General features: G+C 66.3%; 22 protein-coding genes. 9 read left to right on the top strand and 13 right to left on the bottom strand.

All coding sequences use genetic code 11. The features are described from left to right. The first annotated feature begins 95 nt into the window (after positions 1–95). The 7 genes from AU197_RS21350 (at position 96) to AU197_RS21380 (ending at position 6,056) form a co-directional block, all read left to right on the top strand. Positions 96–953: an alpha/beta fold hydrolase gene (locus AU197_RS21350; protein WP_064405576.1), complete on the top strand. Its 858-nt coding sequence runs from the start codon at positions 96–98 to the stop codon at positions 951–953. After that, positions 953–1,771: an NAD(P)-dependent oxidoreductase gene (locus tag AU197_RS21355; RefSeq protein ID WP_064405218.1), complete on the top strand. Its 819-nt coding sequence runs from the start codon at positions 953–955 to the stop codon at positions 1,769–1,771. The genes AU197_RS21350 and AU197_RS21355 overlap by 1 nt, the downstream gene beginning before the upstream one ends. After that, positions 1,768–2,562: an NAD(P)-dependent oxidoreductase gene (locus AU197_RS21360; protein ID WP_064405220.1), complete on the top strand. Its 795-nt coding sequence runs from the start codon at positions 1,768–1,770 to the stop codon at positions 2,560–2,562. The genes AU197_RS21355 and AU197_RS21360 overlap by 4 nt, the downstream gene beginning before the upstream one ends. A 113-nt stretch (positions 2,563–2,675) precedes the next feature. Further along, positions 2,676–3,878, top strand: a complete 1,203-nt coding sequence (locus AU197_RS21365) for a cytochrome P450 (RefSeq protein ID WP_064405221.1) — start codon at positions 2,676–2,678, stop codon at positions 3,876–3,878. Further along, positions 3,875–4,075, top strand: coding sequence for a ferredoxin (locus AU197_RS21370; RefSeq protein ID WP_064405223.1), 201 nt, complete (start codon positions 3,875–3,877; stop codon positions 4,073–4,075). The genes AU197_RS21365 and AU197_RS21370 overlap by 4 nt, the downstream gene beginning before the upstream one ends. Beyond that, positions 4,072–5,277 carry a cytochrome P450 gene (locus AU197_RS21375; protein ID WP_064405225.1) on the top strand — a complete coding sequence of 402 codons (1,206 nt, stop codon included), beginning with the start codon at positions 4,072–4,074 and terminating at the stop codon, positions 5,275–5,277. Before AU197_RS21370 ends, AU197_RS21375 begins: the two co-directional genes overlap by 4 nt. Beyond that, complete coding sequence (locus AU197_RS21380; RefSeq protein ID WP_064405226.1) at positions 5,277–6,056, top strand: alpha/beta fold hydrolase; 780 nt, start codon at positions 5,277–5,279, stop codon at positions 6,054–6,056. The genes AU197_RS21375 and AU197_RS21380 overlap by 1 nt, the downstream gene beginning before the upstream one ends. A 101-nt stretch (positions 6,057–6,157) precedes the next feature. Here the strand turns inward: AU197_RS21380 and AU197_RS21385 are convergent, their stop codons facing one another. From AU197_RS21385 to AU197_RS21420, 8 genes are all read right to left on the bottom strand, one after another. Continuing rightward, positions 6,158–6,445, bottom strand: a complete 288-nt coding sequence (locus AU197_RS21385; RefSeq protein WP_064405228.1) for a DUF1330 domain-containing protein — start codon at positions 6,443–6,445, stop codon at positions 6,158–6,160. A 43-nt stretch (positions 6,446–6,488) separates the two neighbouring features. Beyond that, on the bottom strand, positions 6,489–6,680 hold the full coding sequence (locus AU197_RS21390; RefSeq protein ID WP_064350274.1) for a ferredoxin: 192 nt from the start codon (positions 6,678–6,680) through the stop codon (positions 6,489–6,491). Further along, the gene (locus tag AU197_RS21395) at positions 6,677–7,978 is read right to left on the bottom strand and encodes a cytochrome P450 (protein WP_064405230.1); all 1,302 of its coding nucleotides are present in this window, start codon (positions 7,976–7,978) and stop codon (positions 6,677–6,679) included. Before AU197_RS21395 ends, AU197_RS21390 begins: the two co-directional genes overlap by 4 nt. A gap of 154 nt (positions 7,979–8,132) precedes the next feature. Further along, positions 8,133–8,978, bottom strand: coding sequence for a TauD/TfdA dioxygenase family protein (locus AU197_RS21400; protein ID WP_064405231.1), 846 nt, complete (start codon positions 8,976–8,978; stop codon positions 8,133–8,135). 16 nt (positions 8,979–8,994) lie between these two features. Continuing rightward, entirely contained in the window at positions 8,995–9,324 is a 330-nt protein-coding gene (locus AU197_RS21405) for a hypothetical protein (RefSeq protein ID WP_064405233.1), read from the bottom strand. A gap of 2 nt (positions 9,325–9,326) precedes the next feature. After that, positions 9,327–10,598: an aromatic ring-hydroxylating oxygenase subunit alpha gene (locus tag AU197_RS21410; RefSeq protein WP_064405235.1), complete on the bottom strand. Its 1,272-nt coding sequence runs from the start codon at positions 10,596–10,598 to the stop codon at positions 9,327–9,329. Between the two features lie 45 nt (positions 10,599–10,643). Then, positions 10,644–11,387 (bottom strand): SDR family NAD(P)-dependent oxidoreductase, encoded by a 744-nt coding sequence (locus AU197_RS21415; RefSeq protein WP_064405237.1) that lies wholly within the window; start codon positions 11,385–11,387, stop codon positions 10,644–10,646. 15 nt (positions 11,388–11,402) lie between these two features. Next, complete coding sequence (locus AU197_RS21420; protein WP_064405578.1) at positions 11,403–12,416, bottom strand: ferredoxin--NADP reductase; 1,014 nt, start codon at positions 12,414–12,416, stop codon at positions 11,403–11,405. Between the two features lie 80 nt (positions 12,417–12,496). On the opposite strand from AU197_RS21420, the gene AU197_RS21425 reads away from it, so the two are divergent. Then, on the top strand, positions 12,497–13,567 hold the full coding sequence (locus AU197_RS21425; RefSeq protein ID WP_064405239.1) for an NAD(P)H-dependent amine dehydrogenase family protein: 1,071 nt from the start codon (positions 12,497–12,499) through the stop codon (positions 13,565–13,567). A 5-nt stretch (positions 13,568–13,572) separates the two neighbouring features. On the opposite strand, the gene AU197_RS21430 is transcribed toward AU197_RS21425, so the two are convergent. The 4 genes from AU197_RS21430 to AU197_RS21445 are packed head-to-tail and all read right to left on the bottom strand — an operon-like array spanning position 13,573 to position 16,909. Beyond that, positions 13,573–14,025 (bottom strand): MarR family winged helix-turn-helix transcriptional regulator, encoded by a 453-nt coding sequence (locus tag AU197_RS21430; RefSeq protein ID WP_064405241.1) that lies wholly within the window; start codon positions 14,023–14,025, stop codon positions 13,573–13,575. Between the two features lie 22 nt (positions 14,026–14,047). Next, positions 14,048–15,313: a metal-dependent hydrolase family protein gene (locus AU197_RS21435; RefSeq protein WP_064405243.1), complete on the bottom strand. Its 1,266-nt coding sequence runs from the start codon at positions 15,311–15,313 to the stop codon at positions 14,048–14,050. After that, positions 15,310–15,642, bottom strand: a complete 333-nt coding sequence (locus tag AU197_RS21440; RefSeq protein ID WP_064350266.1) for a hypothetical protein — start codon at positions 15,640–15,642, stop codon at positions 15,310–15,312. The genes AU197_RS21435 and AU197_RS21440 overlap by 4 nt, the downstream gene beginning before the upstream one ends. A gap of 1 nt (position 15,643) precedes the next feature. Beyond that, entirely contained in the window at positions 15,644–16,909 is a 1,266-nt protein-coding gene (locus AU197_RS21445) for an aromatic ring-hydroxylating oxygenase subunit alpha (protein WP_064405244.1), read from the bottom strand. A gap of 196 nt (positions 16,910–17,105) precedes the next feature. Here AU197_RS21445 and AU197_RS21450 point away from each other — a divergent pair, with 196 nt between their 5' ends. Further along, positions 17,106–18,551: an aldehyde dehydrogenase gene (locus AU197_RS21450; protein ID WP_064405580.1), complete on the top strand. Its 1,446-nt coding sequence runs from the start codon at positions 17,106–17,108 to the stop codon at positions 18,549–18,551. A 29-nt stretch (positions 18,552–18,580) separates the two neighbouring features. On the opposite strand, the gene AU197_RS21455 is transcribed toward AU197_RS21450, so the two are convergent. Further along, on the bottom strand, positions 18,581–19,183 hold the full coding sequence (locus AU197_RS21455; protein ID WP_064405245.1) for a TetR/AcrR family transcriptional regulator: 603 nt from the start codon (positions 19,181–19,183) through the stop codon (positions 18,581–18,583). Positions 19,184–19,229 lie beyond the last annotated feature (46 nt).

The raw sequence follows: 19,229 nt of genomic DNA on the forward strand, positions 1-19,229 counted from the left end.
CCGGCCCCGATGTCGCCGCCGGCGCGGCTCCCCGCCCCGATGTCGCCGCCGGCGCGGCTCCCCGCCCCCGCGTCGTCCTCGTCGACGGCGTGCCCATGTCGGCACTGATCGCCGAGGCCGACGACCCGACCGCCGTCGTCGTCGCCTTCCACGGGGGCGCAAGCACCGCAGCGTATTTCGACTGCCCCGGCCATCCCGAGCTGTCGCTGCTACGCGCCGGCCCGGCCCGCGGTATCACGGTCGTGGCGCTGGACCGTCCCGGCTACGGCAGTTCGGCACCGTATCCCGACGCTATGCACCAACCCGAGCAGCGGGTGGCACTCGCCTACGGCGCCGTCGACAAGGTCCTGGGCCAGAACCCGCGCGGCGCAGGGCTGTTCCTGCTCGGCCACTCGGCGGGCTGTGAACTGGCCGTGCGCATGGCCGCCGACGCCCGTGCCGCACAGGCGGGGGTGCTCGGACTCGGCCTGGCCGGCACCGGGTTACGGTACGCGGACGCCGCGGCCGAGATCTTGAAGACGACGACGCTCACCCGGCGACCGGTCGGACTGCGCGAACTTTTGTGGGAACCCGCCGACTCGTATCCGCCCGAGGTGCTCTCGGGCATCACGAACTCATCGACGGGCGCGCCCTACGAGTCGGAGACGACGAAAAACTGGCCGCGGCGGGACTTTCCGGCGCTGGCAGCCCAGGTCGAGGTGCCGGTGCAGTTCACCGTCGCCGAACACGAGAGGGTGTGGCGAACCGACCCCGAAGCGCTGGCCGATGTCGCGGCGGCGTTCATTGCGTCACCGCGCTTCGAACTCAACGAACAAGCCGGCGCCGGTCACAACCTGTCGCTGTCGTTCGCGGCCGCGGACTATCACGACCGGGTGCTGTCATTCGTCGCGGAATGCGTCGCGGCTCGCAAAGGTGCTCAGGACAAGGCCGAGCAGAAAGTGGAGGCGGATTGATGCGCGTCGGATTCATCGGGCTGGGCAGCCAGGGCGGCCCCATGGCCCGCAAGATCGTCGAGGGCGGATTCGAGACCACTCTGTGGGCACGTCGAGCGGCCAGCCTCGAACCGTATGCCGGCACGGCCGCCAAGACCGCGAGCACGCCGGCGGAGTTGGCCGCGGCCAGCGACCTGGTCTGCCTGTGCGTGGTCGGCGACGATGACGTGCGAGAGGTCCTCAACGGTGAAACCGGTGTGCTCGCCGGCCTTGCCTCCGGAGCGGTCATCGCCATTCACAGCACCGTGCATCCCGACACCTGCAGGGAGATCGCCGAAGTCGCAGCCCAGCAGGGCGTTTCGGTGATCGATGCGCCGGTCAGCGGCGGTGGGCCCGCCGTCGAGGAAGGCAAGCTGCTGGTGATGGTCGGCGGCGAGGAGGACGTCGTCGAACGCTGCCGCCCCGTGTTCGCGACGTACGCCGACCCGATCGTGCATCTCGGCCCCCTGGGCAGCGGACAGGTCACGAAGATCCTGAACAACCTGCTGTTCACCGCCAACCTCGGCAGCGCGCTGAGCACGCTCGACCTCGGCGAGTCCCTGGGTATTCCGCGTGTGCGCCTGGCCGAGGTGCTCAACGGCGGTTCGGCCACCAGCAAGGCATTGGGCAGCATTGCAATATTCGGCGGCACGGTCGAAGGGCTGGCCCCGATCGCGGGTGCATTGCTGCAGAAGGATGTTCGGCATGCGGCCAGCATCGCGGCGACCGCATCGGTACCCGAGGGGTCCGTATTCACCGTGGCCGATACGGCGTTGCGCAACATGGACCATCCGCGGTGACGCGTGTCGGCTTCGTCGGGGCGGGCCGGATGGGCACGCCGATGGTGCGCCGTCTCGTCGACGCCGGCCACGAGGTGCGCGCGCTCGGCAGGACCGACGAGAAATGCGCCGCGCTACGCGATATCGGCGCACAGCCAGTAACCCGTGCGGCTGATGTCGCCGACGGGGCCGACGTCGTGGTCGTCTGCGTGTTCACCGACGAGCAGGTCCGGCAGGTCTGCCTGGACGACGGCCTGGCGGCGGGCATGCGGCCGGGCAGTGTGCTGGTCATCCACACGACGGGAAGCCCGGCCACCGCCCGAAAGCTGGCGGCCGAGTTCGCCGACATCGACGTCGTCGACGCGCCGGTCAGCGGCGGCCCGCACAACATCGCGGCCGGCGAGGTGACGCTGTTCCTCGGCGGCGCCCCCGCCGCGGTCGACAAAGTCCGACCGGTGTTGGCCGGCTATGGCGACCCGATCCTGCACGTCGGCGAGCTCGGCGCGGGCCAGGCCGTCAAGCTCGTCAACAACAGCCTGTTCGCCGCCCAGATCGGCCTGCTGCGCACCGCTGTCGACCTCGGTGCCCGGCTCGGCGTCGGCGAGGCACAGTTGCTCACGTCGCTCACCCACGGCAGCGGCGCCAGCCGGGTCGGCGAGTTCGTCGCCGCGCGCGGCTCGGTTCGGGGCTTCGTCGCCGACGTCGGAGAGTTCATCGGTAAAGACGTCGCGGTGGTTCGCCAGATCGCGGGCGAACTGGGCAGCGACCTGGGCCTGCTCGACGGGGTCATCGATGCCGGGATCCGGCCATAAACAGCGGCGATTCCCCTTACCAGGAGGCATCCGGTGAGGCATACTAGAGGCGTTACATTATTGCGCCCTCGCGTAACGGAAGCGGTCGACAGCCCGCCGCGAAAGAGGAGACCATGACCAAGCCCAAACTCGTGTTCGACCCGGTGTCGCAGGAATTCTTCGACAACCCGTACGAGATCTACCGACGGATGCGAGACGAAGCGCCGATCTACTACGACGAGGACGGCGACTTCTATGCGCTGACGCGGCACGCCGACGTGGCCGCGGCGCTCAAGGACCACGAGGCGTTCTCCTCGTCGCGCGGGTGCGACCTGGCCATGGTGCGCTCCGAGGAGGGTCCGCACAAGTCGATCATCTTCATGGATCCGCCCGAGCACCGGCACATGCGCAGCCTGCTCAACAAGGCGTTCACACCGCGGGCCATCCAGTCGCAGCGCGAAACCATCACCGAGCTCGTCGAGCAGTACCTGTCCAAGGTCGATCCCGACAACTTCGATGTCGTGCAGGACTTCTCCGGGCCATTCCCGGTCGAGGTGATCACCCGGATGGCCGGGGTGCCCGAGGAGTTCCGCCAGCAGGTCCGGCGCTGGATCGACATCAGCCTCCAGCGCAAGCCGGGCCAGCTTGAGTTGTCCGAAGAGAACATGCAGGCCAACATCGACTCGGGCATGTACTACTACGGTCTCGTTCAGGAACGGCGGGGCAATCCGCAGGACGACATGATCGGCCGCCTCATCCGCGCCGAGATTCCCGGCGAGAACGGCGAGATGCGCCAACTCGACGACCTGGAGATCACCGGATTCCTCGCGCTGCTCGGCGGGGCAGGCGCCGAGACCGTCACCAAGCTCGTCGGCAGCGCGGTGGTGGAGTTCGCGCGCCACCCCGAACAGTGGCAGCTGCTGCTCGACGACCGCAGCCTGGTGCCCGCCGCCGTCGAAGAGTTGTTGCGCTACGTCGGCCCGGTGCAGTACAACGTGCGCTACACGCTGAAAGAGGCCGAGGTGCCCAGCGGCACCATCCCGACGCACAAGCCGGTGTTCCTGATGAAAGCGGCGGCCAACCGCGATCCCCGCGCCTACGACAAAGCCGAGACGTTCGACATCACCCGCGACCGCACCCAGGCGCCGCACCTCGGTCTCGGATACGGCATCCACAGTTGCCTGGGCGCCGCGTTGGCCCGTTTGGAGACCACGATCGCACTCGAGCACCTACTCGATTTCATGCCGCGTTACGAGGTGAACTTCGACGGCCTCGAACGTGTGCACATGCAGAATGTGGCCGGATACCACCACGTCCCGGTGAAGGTGTTGAAATGACTCAAAAGATCATCGTCGACTTCGGGCTCTGTGAGAGCAACGGAGTCTGCATGGGCATCATCCCCGAGGTATTCGATCTCGACGAGGAGGACTACCTGCACGTCCTTCAGGAAGAAGTGACGCCGGAGAACGAGCAACAGGTGCGAGAAGCCGTGCGGCAGTGCCCGCGCCAGGCGATCTCGATCGAAGACGCATGACGAAGTCGAGAGTCGTCTTCGATCCGTTCTCGCAGGAGTACTTCGACGGGCCGTGGGAGATCTACCGGCGTCTGCGGGAAGAAGAGCCGGTCTACTACAACGAGGAACTCGACTTCTACGCGTTGTCGCGGCACGAGGACGTGGCGGCCGCCTACAAGGATTTCGTGACTTACTCGTCGGCATACGGTCTGGATCTGGCGACCATCCGCTCCGACGAGCCGATGCCGGCGAAGATGATCATCCTGATGGATCCGCCCGAACACCGGCACATGCGCAGCCTGGTGAACAAGGTGTTCACCCCGCGCGCGATCGAGGCGATGCGGCCGATGGTGACCGAGACCATCGACAGGTACATCGCCAACGCCGACCCCGCGCACTTCGACGTCGTCAGCGACTTCTCCGCCTTCTTCCCGGTCGAGGTCATCACCCAAATGCTCGGCGTGCCAGAGGAACATCGGCAGCAGGTCCGAGAATGGGTGGACAAGTCGCTGCATCGCGAGCCCGGCCAGGTCGACATGTCCGAAGAGGGCATGCAGGCCATCGGCGAAGCCATGGGGCTGTACTTCCAGCTGATCGGAGAGCGGCGCGCCAACCCGCAGGACGACATGTTCAGCCGCCTGGTGGCCGCCGAGATCACCCGCGAGGACGGTGAGAAGGAGTCGCTCGACGACTTCGAGATCGCCGGATTCGCAACGCTTCTCGGCGGCGCCGGCGCGGAGACCGTCACCAAGTTGGTCGGCAACGCGGCGGTCACGTTCGCCCGCCACCCCGATCAGTGGCAGAAGCTCCTCGACGACCGCGACAAGATTCCCGCCGCGGTCGAGGAACTGCTGCGCTACGAGCCGCCGGTGCACTACAACGTGCGACGCTCGATGCGCGACGTCGAGTTGCACGGCGTGACGATTCCTGAGGGCAAGCCGGTGTTCCTGCTGCAGGCTTCGGCGCACCGCGATCCCGAGGCATTCACCGACCCTGACACTTTCGACATCGACCGCAACCGCACCGAGGCGCAGAACCTGGGATTCGGCTACGGCATCCATAGCTGCCTGGGCGCGGCGTTGGCGCGGATGGAGACAGCGATCGCGCTGGAGCGGCTGCTCGACCTGATCCCCCGCTACGAAGTGCTGTGGGACGACTGCCGGCGGGTGGCGATGCAGAACGTCGCGGGTTGGTCGCATGTTCCGGTGCGCGCCCTGAGTTGATGCGGTTCGTCTTGGTACACGGCGGCTTTCACGCCGCCTGGTGCTGGGAGCGGGTGATCGACGAGCTGACGGCCATGGGCCATGACGCGGTCGCGGTGGATCTGCCGGGACACGGCGCACGGGTCGACGAGGAGTCGACGCTGGCCAACCGCCGCGACGCGATCGTGGCGGCGCTGCGGGCAGCCGGTTCGGCCAAGAGCGTGCTGGTCGGCCATTCCGGCGGCGGCTTCGACGCCACGCTGGCGGCCGACGCAGCGCCGCATCTGGTCAGTCACATCACCTACCTCGCGGCGGCGCTGCCCCGTGAGGGCCGCACCTATCCCGAAGCGATGGCGATGCGCGACGACGGCGACGAACTAGGCGAAGACTTCGACGCCGATGTCGGAGAGATGTTGGGCTACTTGAAGTTCGACGATGACGGCGCGATGTGGTTCGCAGACTTCGACGGCGCGTGGCGTTACTTCTACCATGATTGCGACGAGGCCACCGCGCGCTGGGCCTTCGAGCTCCTGGGCCCCGAGCGCTTCGGCGACACGACCGTGACGCCGGTGTCCGTGCCGCGGTTCTGGGAGGCCGATCTCCCCCGCAGCTTCATTCGTTGTCTCCAGGATCAGTCGATGCCGCGCTGGCTGGCCGACACGGTCACGCGCCGCCTCGGCGTCGAACAGTTGACCATCGACACGTCGCACTCGCCGTTTCTGTCGCGGCCGCGCGAACTTGCTGAGCTGCTGGTGCACGCCACCACGACAAAGCCCACCGGCCCGCTGGTTTCCGCCTGAAAGTTCTGCTGAGCGTGCGTGTTTGCACACGACACACCGCGCGGTAGCCGCACTTTGTGCACGTTCACGGCCGCGCGAGTGTGCGCATCGGCCGCGCGCGACTATCCCAGCCCGTGCAGGATGACGCCGTTGCAGTCAGCAGCGCTCTGACGCAGCTTCGCCGCGGCCTGGTACTCGTCGGAGTAGTACCAAGCCTTGGCCGCTTCCTCGGACTCGAACTCGAGCAGCACGGTCTGCGTACCGTGCCAGGTGCCCTCGATCGCCTCGGCCTTCTGGTCGAACGCCAGCAGGTTCGCGCTCGCCATCGTCTGGCTGGCCACCTTGCCGTACTCCGCCATACCTTCCGGATCCTTCACGTCCTCGGTGATGAGGATGTACGCCTTCGCCATTCGAGCTCCTTCGTGTTGAATGCCGGCACCGCCGGCGTGCTTGTCAGTCGATCTCGCGGATCGCGCGTTCGGGGCAGTTTGCGATCGCGTCGCGCGCCGCGGACTCCAGCTCGGCGGGAACCTCCTCCGGGTTCGCCACCGCCCAGCCGTCGTCGTTGAGCTCGAACACCTCGGGGCACAGCGTCAGGCACATGCCGTGCCCTGCGCAACGATCCTCGTCGACGGTGACCTTCATCCGGCATCACCCGAAACCACGTCGAACTCCAGATGCAGTTCGGTCAGCCCCCGCAGGATGTAGGTCGGGATGTAGTTGTACCGACGCTCCCCCGCGGGGCCGTGATGCGCTTCGCTGATCCGAATGTCTGTGGTGCGGTCCAGCAGTCGTTCCAGTCCGACCCGGGTCTCGGCCCGGGCCAGCGGCGCGCCCGGGCAGCTGTGGATGCCGCGGCCGAACGCCAGGTGCTGACGGGCGTTCTTGCGCTCGGGATCGAAGGTGTCCGGATCCTCGAAGCGGCGCGGATCGCGGTTGGCGGCACCGTTGATCACCATCACGGTGCAGCCGGCGCCGAGGGCCTGCTCGCCCACCGTCGTCGGCACTCGCGACAACCTGAAGTCGCCCTTGACCGGACTCTCGATGCGTAGGCACTCCTCGATGAAGTTCGGCAGCAGACTGCGGTCGTCGCGCAGCTTGCGCTGAATATCGGGTCGGTCGCCGAGTACCTTCAGCGCGGTCGAGAGCAGCCGCACCGTCGTCTCCTGGCCGGCGGAGAACACGTTGGTGGCGACGCGGACCACGTCGGCGACCTCGGGCACCGTGCCGTCCGGGAACGTCGCGGTCGCCAAACCGGTCAGCACATCGTCACGCGGTTCACGGCGACGGTCCTCGACGTACTCGGCGAACACCTCGTAGAGGTACTCCAGGGGCGTCTTCGTCAGGGTCTTCTCGGCGTTGCCCAGCCCGCCGCCGTGTGTGCCCCTTGCCAGCCGCTCGAGCAGCTCAGGTCGGTCCTCGTCGGGTACCCCGAGCAGATCGGCGATCACCCGCAGGGTGAACGGCCCGGCGAAACCGCTGATGAACTCGCCCTGCCCCGGCGCGAGGAACTCATCGAGGATGTCGTCGGCGAGCTGCCACATCGCGTCCTCGTTCTCCTTGAGGCGCTTGGGCGTGATCAGCCGCATCAGCAAGGCCCGGTGGTTGGTGTGCGTCGGCGGGTCGAGGGTCGGCAGCTGGTCGCTGAACGGGATCTCGTCGCGGTGTTCGACGATCAGGTCGGTGACGTCGTCCCCTTCGAGCGGAACGGGAAAGCCCGGGAACGGGCCGGTCACCGAGATGCACGACGAGAACGTCTCGGCGTCGTTGTAGACGTCGACGGCCTCCTGCCAGCCGGTCACCATCGTCACGCCGTAGTGGTCCTCACGGGCGACGGGGCACTTGTTGCGCAGAGCTTCGTAGAACGGGTACGGGTCGTCGGTCAGACGCCCGTCCCGGAAGAAGTCGACCTTGGTCATGTCCTCGGTGAGGTCCTCGGTCATGCGCCCTCCGTTTCGACGATCTCAGGCAACGAGAACGTGATTCTCATATCTGGGTATCAGATTTCCATAGTGGCACGGCGTCGTCAACGAGACCCCCCGGGGCGACTCCGGTGCTCCAGCGGTCGAGCAGCCACCGGTAGAGCACCGAAGTCGCTCACTGGATGGGCTCGTCACCCAGCACCGTCGTGCGCAGCATTTCGCGTGGCGAGTCCGGGTCATACGGTGCGGCGCGGTGCAGAACCCCGTTGTTGTCCCAGATCACCGTGTCGCCGACGGACCAGTGGTGGCTGTAGACCAGGTGCGGCTGCGTGGCACGGTCGAGAAGCTCGGCCAGAAGCGCCCGGCCCTCGTCGAGGTCCATACCGACGACATAGTCCGCCGACGCGCCCAACACCAACGACTTGCGCCCGCTGCGGTGCGTCCACACCAGAGGGTGCTCGTGGGTCGGGCGGGACCGCCACCTGGCCACCAGCTCGGGCGACGGGTCGGGAGTGACCCGGCGCTGCGATGCCTCCAGGGAATGGACCACCCGCAGTGCCCCGAAGCGCTCCTTCTCCTCGTCGGTGAACGCTTCGTAGGCCGCATACGAGTTCGCGAACTCGGTCTCGCCGCCGGTCTCGGCCACCTGCTTGGCCGAGAGCACAGTCGCCTTCTGCGGGCACTCGTCGTTGGTGGGCGTGCATCCGTCGATGTGCCAGTCGAAGGTGGCCCGCAGATAATCCGCCGAGGCGTTCTTCGACTTGTCGAGTGTCACCGGATAGATGCCGGCAACCGGATGGTGGCCGTCCGACGAGTGGTCGATCTCGCCCAGCCGCGCACAGAACGCGACCTGCGCCTCCGGGGTCAGCCCGAGTCCGGGAAACACCAGTACACCGTTGTCCTCCAACGCATCCAGAATCGCGGTGCCCAGTGCGTCGTCGTGCGCCAAAGCCTCGGAGTCGACGTCGGTCACCTCCGCGCCGACCGATGCGGTGAGCTTGTTGATGGTCAGCAGGCTCATGGTGTCGTCTCCTTGGTCATGGCACCGGCGCGCTGACGCGGTTCATCACCGCGTCGGCGGAGTCGGCGGGTTTTTGTGTACCGAACACCTCGACGGCCATTGACACCATGATCATCGAGTAGATGAGATGCAACAGGTTCAGCGCGTCCTCGGGCAGATCGTCGAGCGGGAACTTGTCGCAGTACTCGATCGCTTCTTCGAATCGTGGCGTGAACGCGTCATAGAACTTCCGGATCTCCGGCATGGGGGTGGCCATCCGGGTCGCCCACCTCTCGGCTTCGGTTGGCAGGCACCACTTCTCGGCGAACGACTCGAATTCTGCGAACGCACTGGGCAGACGCGTCATGGTCAAACCCCCACCGGCGAGCGCTCGGCTTTGTACTGCTCGACCCACTTGACGGCCTCGTGGTGCAGGTGACGCACCAGGATCTCCTGGTCGCTGAGCGGGTAGTCGTCGACTATGGGTTCACCCAGGCCGTACTCCAGCGCCGCCTGCGTGCCGCCGAGCATTCCGGCGTCCTGCAGCGCGAACTCCTTGAGCACCACGGAGGCGACCTCGTGTTCGATGCGTTCGCGCACGGTCCGGGCGGGATGGAATGCGTTGTAGGCCTCGAACTTATGGGTGTTGTGCGATGTCGGCCAGTACCGGTACAGCAGGTACCAGCCGTGGTAGATGAGGATCTCCAGGTTCGGGAAGATCTGGAAGTTGGTGATGCCCCAGGGCTCGATGCCGCCCGGGTTCAGCCCGGCCGACTGATGCGTCTCCGGAGTGCGCCACGGCCCGACCAGCCCGCTGCGTGTGACCCGTTCGACGGGATACATGTACTCCGGTGCCAACAGCCAACGACGGGTGCCGGCCGTCGACACCAGCCGGTGGGGGCCGTCGATCTGAAAGTGGCCGCACTCGAACGTCGCGTTGGGCTGGCGCACCGCGCTGGGCACCTGCTGCGAGTGCAGCGAGGGTACGTGGTAGTACTCCTGGAATGCGTCGGCGAAGATCTTCCAGTTGCTGTTGTTGCGCGCCTCGAATTCGTAACGCTCGGTCATCAATTCGAACGGGTAGTCGTCGAGCGCGGTGATCATCGGGCCGAGGAATTCGCGCAGGGTCCACCGCGGTTCGGGATCGAAGTTGATGAAGATGAACCCGTTCCAGACATCGCACTGCACCGGCTTCAGGCCGCGTTGCTCGTGGTCGAGGTCGAAGAACTCGCCCTCCTGCTGGACGAACGTCAGATCGCCCTTGAGATCGTAGCGCCACCCGTGGTACTTGCAGGTGAACTGTCGACAGGTGCCCTTGACCTCTTCATGAGGAAAGTCGTTCCACACCAGCTTGTTTCCACGATGACGGCAGATGTTGTAAAAGGCGCGGATCTGCTGATCCTTGCCTCGCACCACGATCACCGACGTCTTGGCGACGTCGATCTCCTTCGTCAGGTAGCTTCCGACGCGCGGCAGTTCCTCGACACGCGCGACGTTGAGCCATGCGCGCTTGAAGACGGCCTCCCGTTCGAGCTCGTAGAACTCCGGTGAGATCGAGTCGCGGAACGAGATGGGTCCGGTTCCCAGCTCCGGATAGTGCTCAGTCCAGCTGCCCTCGGCCGGCTTGGGCCACTTAGCCATGGAAACCTCCGTGTCGTGGTTGGTGTGCGGATAGCGGGGCGGTCATCACAGCACCGACCCGCCGTTGACGCCGAGAATCTGACCGGTGATGAAACCGGCCTCGTCAGAGCACAGGAAGCCCACGGCCGCGGCGATGTCGTCACCGGTGCCAAGATGGCCGAGCGGGACGGTTGCGGCCATCTGCTCGTTCGACGGCAGGTGTCCGGACTGTTGACCGGCGTGCTGCATCGGTGTCTCGATGGCCGACGGAGGAATGTTGTTGACCGTGATGCCGGCCGGGCCATACTCGCGCGCAAGCGATTTGGTCAGCGAAAGCAATGCGCCCTTGGACGCGGCATAGTGCGCCATCTTGGGTGAGCCCCGCTGCGCGCTGGACGACGAGATCATCACGATGCGACCCCAGCCCGCGTCGAGCATGTCGGGCACGGCCACCTGGCAGCAGTGGAAGGTCCCGGTGAGGTTGACGTCGATCAGCCGCTGCCACGCCTGCACAGTGATATCGGTGAACGCCGCCCAGTCCACGGCCCCGGCGCTGGTGACCAGGATGCGTACCGGCCCCAGCTCGCTACGCACTTTGGCGAACGCCTCCTCGACGGCCGCGCGGTCGCTGACATCGGCGGCCACCCCCAGAGCCGTCACGCCGTCGGCCCGCAGCTTTTCGGCGACCCGTTGCGCCGCTTCACCGTTGACGTCGAGCACGGCCACCTTGTGCCCACGACGACCGAGCTCGTGGCACGTCGCCTCCCCCATGCCCGAAGCACCGCCGGTCACCACCGCGACACGGGTCATCACTAACCTCGTCTTCTACTCATAGCTCACGTGGACAGTCCGGCTCGTCGGCAGCGACTGACACGTCAGCACCCAACCTTCGGCGACTTCGTCGTCGTCGAGCGCATCGTTGTTCAGCATGCGGGCGCTTCCGGACACGATGCGCGCCATACACGTTCCGCACGAACCGGTCTCGCATGACGAGGGGGCACGTAACCCCGCCATGCGCGCGGTCTGCAGCAGCGTGTTACCCGACCGGTAGGGCGCGGTGGTGGTCTTGCGATCCAGTTCGATGACCACCTCCTCGGTTCGCTCCGAGGTGGCGGCGACCTCGGCGGGAACCGGTGCCACCGTGAACCGTTCGAGGTGAAGCCGCTCGCGCGGCACACCCATGCCCAGCAGCGTGTTCTCCACCGTGTCCATGAACGGCCCTGGCCCGCAGATGTAGTAGTCGACCTCACCGCCCGCCGATGCGAATGCCTCGACCGCCGAGGGTTGCACGACGCCGGATTCGTCGTCGAAGTGATTGGTCACCGATAGGCGCTCGGCGTTGTCGGCGGCCAGCGTCGCGAGGGGCTCGCCGAAGATCACCGAATCGCGGCTTCTGTTGGCGTAGAACAGCCTGACCCGCCGGCGGGTGCTCACCAACGCGGCCCCGATCAGCGAGAAGATCGGGGTGATACCGCTACCGCCCGCGAACGCGACGATGTCACGGTCGGTGTCACCGAGCAGGAAGCGGCCGTCGGGGGGCGCGGCGTGGACCTCGCCGCCCACCTGCGCGGTGTCGTTGAGCCAGTTCGAGACCAGGCCACCCGGGTCGCGCTTGACGGTAATCTGCAGGTCGTTCCCGTTGTGCGGGTATGACGACATCGAGTAACACCGCCGATGGTCGTCTCCGCCGACCCTGACCTGCAGCGTCAGGTACTGCCCCGCCTTGTAGACGAAGCGATCCGAGCAGTCCGCCGGAACATCGAGAACCAGCGATACGGCGTCGCTGGTCTCGGGCACCACGCGTTTGATGCGCAGCGGGGCGAACTCGTCTTCGGACATCGTCACCACAGTATCAAGTACTTGTGATTGATCTCAACCAGTCGAAGCCCCCGGATACGCCGGTGACGTAGCGTGACCGGATGCAACCGCATCGCGTCATCGCATGGGGCACCGGCGCCGTCGGCGTCGAGATGATCACCGCGATACTCGACAACCGCTCGGCGTTCGATCTCGTCGGGGCACGCGTGTATTCGGCGGACAAGGACGGCGTCGACGTCGGGACGCTGGCCGGCCTCGCCCCCATCGGCGTCGCCGCCACCACCGACGTGAATCGCATCCTCGCCGTCGACGCCGACTGCGTCCTGTACACGCCACGCAATACCGATGTCGACGAGGTGTGCGCGATCCTGGCCAGCGGTAAGAACGTGGCCACGACCGCATTCCTGTTCCACCCGCGGCGCACCCGGCCCGCCGACCGCGAACGGTTGCTCGACGCGTGCCAGACCGGCAACAGCACCGTGCACGGCAGCGGCCTGAATCCGGGCAACCTCTCCGGCGTGCTGCCTGTGGCGTTGTCGGGCATGAGCCGCACCATCGACAAGATCACCCTGCAGGAGCGCGCCGACTGGTCGGTCTACGACAGCACCGCCATCACGTTCGACAACATGTGCTTCGGAGAACCCGTCGAGACCATCAGCCCCACCGGCAGCGACTTCCTCGCGTTCAACAGCGCGATCTTCAGCGAGCAAGTCTGGCTCATCGCCGATGCGCTCAACGCCGGCATCGACGAGGTGACCGCCGCTGTCGACGCCGTCCCCGCCACGTCCGACCATCAGATCTTCGACCGGATGCTGGCGGCGGGAACGACGGCGGGCCAGCGGTGGACCTGGTCGGGCCGACGCGACGGTGAGACGCTGGTCGAGATCGAGACGCTGTGGACGGTCGGCAACGAATACCCCGGGCATTGGCCGAAACCACAGCACGGCTGGACGCTGACCATCGAGGGTGATCCCTCGATGCGCACCCACTTCTTCTCCCTCGCCAGCTTCAGCCGCGACGCGAGCATGGCCGAGCACGTGCGCTCGGCGAACGTCGCGACGGCGATGCAGGTGCTCAATGCGGTGCCCGCGATCGTCGGCGCACCCGCCGGATTCGCGACGACGGCCGATCTTCCGTTGATTCGCAGCCACATTGGTTTCGGCAACGGATGAGTTGATCAGTCGCCGATGTGGTCGTCGGCCATCGTGTGTCCGGTGCCCTTCACGACCACCCGGGCCAGCAGGTCACGCAGCGTCTGCTGCTCTTCTTGCGTGAGGACACCGAAAACGGCTTCGTGCGCGGCGATGGCGTCGCTGACGACCGCGCCGGCGACCTTACGTCCTTCAGAAGTCAGGTAGGCCTTGAGGATTCGCGCATGCTGAGGATCGGGTCGACGTTCGACCAGTCCCCGCTGCTCCAGCGACTTGACCGCCAGTTGCACCCCCTGCGGGGTGATCAGCAGGCGGCGCGCGAGTTCGGCTCCGGACAGCCCCGGCTCATTGGTGAGTTGGCGCAGCACACCGATCTGGGCGGTGCTGACGCCGTGCTGGCTGACCGCGTCGTTGACGGCCGTGAGCGCGAAGTACCAGGCCTGCTTCAGATGCCACAGGATGTTGTCGCCGAGTTCCATGCCCAGTTCTGGGTTTGTCTGCCTAGCCACCGTCCCGGTTCCCTTCGTGCTTGTAGACGCGACCGTCCTTCATCACGAAGCACACGTCGAGGGTGGCGGCGATGCCCTCGGACAGATCCCCCGGCACCGCGATGATGTCGGCGAGGTATCCCGGCGCCAGGCGGCCCAGCTCGTCGTCGGCCTCGATCAGCTCGGCACTGGTCACCGTGGCGGCCCGGATCGCCTGCATCGGCGTCATCCCCCGTTCGACGAGCGCACACAGTTCCTTGGCGTTCTGTCCGTGCGGGATCGCCGGAGCGTCGGTGCCGCAAGCGATGCGCACACCGGCCGCAATGGCCTTGGGCAGCATGGCCTGTGCGCGGGGAAACACCTCCTCGGCCTTCTTGCGCAGCTCGGGCGCGATGCGGTCGATCGCCATCGCCTGGGTCAGGTAGGTGGTCGAGACCAGGAAGGTGCCGGTGTCGGCCATCAGCTGGATGGTGTCGTCGCTGGCCAGGAATCCGTGCTCGATGCAATCGATACCCGCTTTGATGCACGCACGGATCGCGCTGTCCCCCACCGCATGTGCGGCGACACGGACACCGGCTCGATGCGCCTCGTCGGCGATCGCGGCGAACTCCTCGTCGCTGTACTGCTGGGCACCGGGAGCGGTGCTGTGCGACATCACTCCGCCCGAGGCCGACACCTTGATCAGTTTGGCGCCGTGGCGGACCTGGTAGCGCACGCATGCGCGCACGTCGCCGACGCCGTTGGCGATGCCTTCGGCCACCGACAGCGGCATGATCCCCGGCGCCAGCCGTTGGAACACCGTCGGGTCGAGGTGGCCCCCGTACGGGGTGACCGCGTGCCCGGCGGGGTAGATCCGCGGACCGACGTGCCACCCCTGGTCGATCGCCCGCTGCAACGCGACGTCGAGCAGGTAGCCACCCGTCTTGACCATGAGACCGAGGTTGCGCACGGTGGTGAACCCGGCCTCCAGCGTGGTGCGGGCATTGACCGCCCCGCGCAACGTGCGATAGACGGGATCGTCCTGCACACCGTGCATCGGGCTGGGCAAGCCCTCCGGCCCGCCGGGCCCGCCTATGAGGAGATTGAGCTCCATGTCCATCAGGCCCGGCAACAGGGTGACATCACCGAGGTCGACCTCGGTGGCCGAATCGACCTGCGGTTCCGGTGGATTGACCGCGGTTATGCGGTCGCCTTCGACGACCACCACGGCCGGCGAACGCACCTCTCCGGTCTCGACGTCGGCCCAGCGCGCGGCGCGCAGGACGGTGCGCGCCGTCACGGAACCGGTTCGGAAACGCAGTCGAGCGTCGTGGCACCCGAATCGGGCACCTTCGGCTGCTTCCAGCACTCGACCGGGAAGGACACCTGAATCATCGAGTACAGCAGATGCATCAGGTTGAGCACGTCCTCGGGCAACTCGTCCAGCGAGAACTTGTCGCAGTAGGCGATGGCCTCCTCCGCGCGCGCGGTGATCGCGTCGTAAAAGGCCTGCATCTCGGTCATCGTCGAGGACAGCCGCTTGGCATAGCGTTCGGCCTCCGACCCCAGACACCAGTCCGAAAATTGTTCCAGGTCGGCGAATTCCGGTGGCAACTTGGCGGTCGTCATCTCACACACCCGCCGTCTTGCGTTCGTAGTCCTCCACCCACGCCGCCGTCTCTTTGTGCAGGTGGCGGATCAGCACCTCCTGGTCACAGAGCAGGAAGTCGTCGAGCACCCGCGACTCGATCATCGATTGGGTGGCCTCCAGCGTGTTGGCGTCCTGCAGCCCGTATTCCTTGAACGACACCGCGGCCAGTTCCTGCGCGATGCGTTCCCTGGGTGTGCGCGGTTGCGGGAAGTACACGGTGCCCTCGAACAGATGCGTGTTGTACGACGTCGGCCAGTAGTGGTAGGTCAGGTACCAGCCCTGCCCCCAGAACAAGATCACGAAGTTCGGGAACAACTGGAACGAATCCAGGCCCCACGGATCGCATTTCGCGGGGTTCAGGCCTGCGGGCATCTCCCCCAGATCCGGTTTGTCCCAAGGGCCGAACAATCCGCTCTGACAGATGTCCTCGATCGGCTTGCGCATCTCATCGGCCATCTCCCAGGCGCGCACACCGGAGGTGCTGACCAGCCGGTGCGGCCCGTCGATGCGATAGTGCGGGGCCTCGAAGCCCGCCTCGGCGGCGGCCTTCGAGTAGGCGGTGGGCGACTGGTTCGCGTGCAGCACCGGCGCGTGGTAGAACTCCTGGAAGGCGTCCATGTAGAGCTTCCAGTTCGCCTTCACCTCGGACCGGTAGTAGAACCGCGACGTCATCTTGTCGAAGGGATAGCCCTCCAGGGCGGTGATCATCGGACCGAGGAACTCACGCAGCGACTGCTCGGGCTCCTTGGCGAAGTTGACGAAGATGAACCCTTCCCAGACCTCACAGTGCACCGGCACCAACCCGTAGCGGCTCTTGTCGAGGTTGAAGAACTCCCCCTCCTGCTGCACAAAGGTGAGGTTGCCGTCGAGGTCGTAGCGCCAGGCGTGGTACTTGCAGGTGAACTGCCTGCACACCCCACTGGTCTCCTCCAGCGGCATGTCGTTCCACACCAGCTTGTTGCCCCGGTGTCGGCAGATGTTGTGATACGCCTTGACCTCACCCGAGGTCGTGCGCACCACGATGATCGACGTGTTGGCGACCTTCAACTCTTTGGTGAAATAACTCCCCTTGCGCGGAACCTGTTCGGTCCGACCGACATTGAGCCAAGCGCGCTTGAAGATCGCGCGGCGTTCCTTCTCGTAGAATTCCGGGCTGATGGAGTCCTCGTAGGAGACCGGATCGGTCCCCAGTTCGGGATAGTGCTCCGTCCAACTTCCTTCTGGCGGTTTGGGAAAGCGAGCCATTGCCTACTCCTGTCCGCCCGGCCTGGACCGTGCCGGGAGCTGCAGCGCCGACGGTATATGCTCCATGTCACAATCGCAAGTAGTTGATATAGGCCGGCCGGCGCCGGGCAGCACCACCGAATTCTGCAGCTCAGTCGGGCTGGTGCTCGGAGCGCAACCGCGGGCGCAGAAATCGGCGCAGAAGGGTGAGCAGACAATGCGATCGGACGAATTGTTCATCGGGGGCCGATGGTCCCCGGCGAGCGCCGGTGACCACATCGAGGTCGTCTCCCCGCACACCGAGGAACCCGTCGCGCGCGTCGCCGCCGCCGGACCCGCGGACATCGACAGGGCCGTCGCCGCCGCGCGCTCCGCGTTCGACTCCGGCCCATGGCCGCGCCTCGCCCCCACCGAACGCATCGCGGCCGTGCGCCGGCTGGCCGAGCGGTACGGCGAACGGCGCGCCGAGATGGCCGAGACGATCACCACCGAAATCGGGGCGCCGATCAGCTTCGCGCAGCGCGCGCAAGTCGGGCTGCCCGCGATGATGATGTCGGCGTTCTGCGATCTGGCCGACAAGTACCCCTGGGAGGAATCGCGCCCCGGGATGTATGGAACCGATGTCCGCATCCGTCGCGAGCCGGTGGGCGTCGTCGCCGCCATCGTGCCGTGGAACATGCCGCAGTTCCTCATCGTCACCAAGCTGATCCCGGCGCTACTCGCGGGCTGCACGGTCGTGCTCAAACCGGCACCCGAATCACCGCTGGACGCGCTGCTGCTCGCCGACATGATCGCCGAGGCCGGGCTGCCCGAAGGCGTGGTCAGCGTGCTGCCCGGCGATCGCTCCGCGGGCGAGTACCTGGTGAAACATCGCGGGGTGGACAAGGTCTCGTTCACCGGCTCCACGGCGGCGGGCAAGGCGGTGGCCGCCGCGTGTGCCATCGACTTGCGACGCGTCAGCCTCGAACTCGGCGGCAAGTCGGCGGCCATCGTGCTCCCCGATGCCGATCCCGCTACCGTCGCTGCCGGCGTTCGCTCGGCGAGCCTGTCCAACAGCGGTCAGATCTGCAACGCGCTCACCAGGATTCTGGTGCCTGCGCAACGTTCGGGGGATTTCACCGAGGCCCTGGTTGCCGAGATGACGTCGCTTGTCGTCGGCGATCCGACGGATCCGGCCACACAGGTCGGACCACTCGTCGCACAACGTCAGCAGCAGCGCGTGCGGGGCTATATCGAGAAGGGCCAGTCCGAAGGTGCCCGCCTCGTCGTCGGGGGCGCCGACATGCCCGACGGGCTCGAGCGGGGCTGGTATGTGAAGCCGACGTTGTTCGCCGACGCCGACAACGACATGACCATCGCGCGCGAGGAGATCTTCGGCCCCGTTCTGACCGTCATAGCGTATGCCGACGAGGACGAAGCGGTGGCCATCGCCAACGACTCCGACTACGGCTTGGCCGGATCGGTGTGGACCACCGACACCGAGCGCGGGGTCGCTGTCGCCGAGCGCATCCGCACCGGCACATTCGGCGTCAACCAGGGCTACACGATGGATCCGTTCGCACCGTTCGGCGGCGTCAAGGACAGCGGCTACGGCCGCGAACTCGGGCGCGAAGGAATCGACGGGTACACCGACACGAAATCCATATCGATTGCCACAGCGTAGTTTTCGCCCTGTACTCGCGTGGGCTCACGTCAGGGGAACTTGATCGCCGAGACGTACATGTCGATGACCGGCCGGTACAGGTCGACGTCGTCGAGCTCACTGCCGAGCACGATGGCGTCGCTGGTGGCGATCAGCACCTGGGCGAACGTCAACGGCGGGATCACCAGTGTTGCACCGAGCCGGTCGAGGCCGTCGACGATGAACTTCGCCAAGGCCTCGACCACCTCGGTGCGCTTGCCGACCACGCGCTCCCGCGCATCCGGATTGCGCAGCAAGTACAGCGTGAACTCGTGACCGAGGGCGGCGTGTTCGGCGCCGCGGTCGCGGCTCAGCTGACGCCACCGCTGCGCGATCTCGTCGCGCTCGCGGGCCCCCACCTGTTTCGACGACGACATCACCTCGGCGAAGTTGTCGAAGTAGCGCCGCCAGTAGCGGTCGCTGACGGCCAAAAACAAGTCCTCCTTGGTGGCGAAGTGCTTGTATATGGCGCCCTTCGTGTAGCCGGCTTCATAGGCGATGTCGTCGACAGTGGCTGCCGTGAAGCCCTTTTCGGCGAACACGTCCTCAGCGGCGTCCAGCAGCAGCGACCGGGTGTGTTCGAGTCGCCGCTCCCGGGTCCACCGCTCCGCCATGCCGGAATTCTGCCATAAGAATCTGAGATCCCATTGAGTTCTCCAG

It is taken from the genome of Mycobacterium sp. IS-1590, assembly GCF_001500025.1.
Lineage (GTDB): Bacteria > Actinomycetota > Actinomycetes > Mycobacteriales > Mycobacteriaceae > Mycobacterium.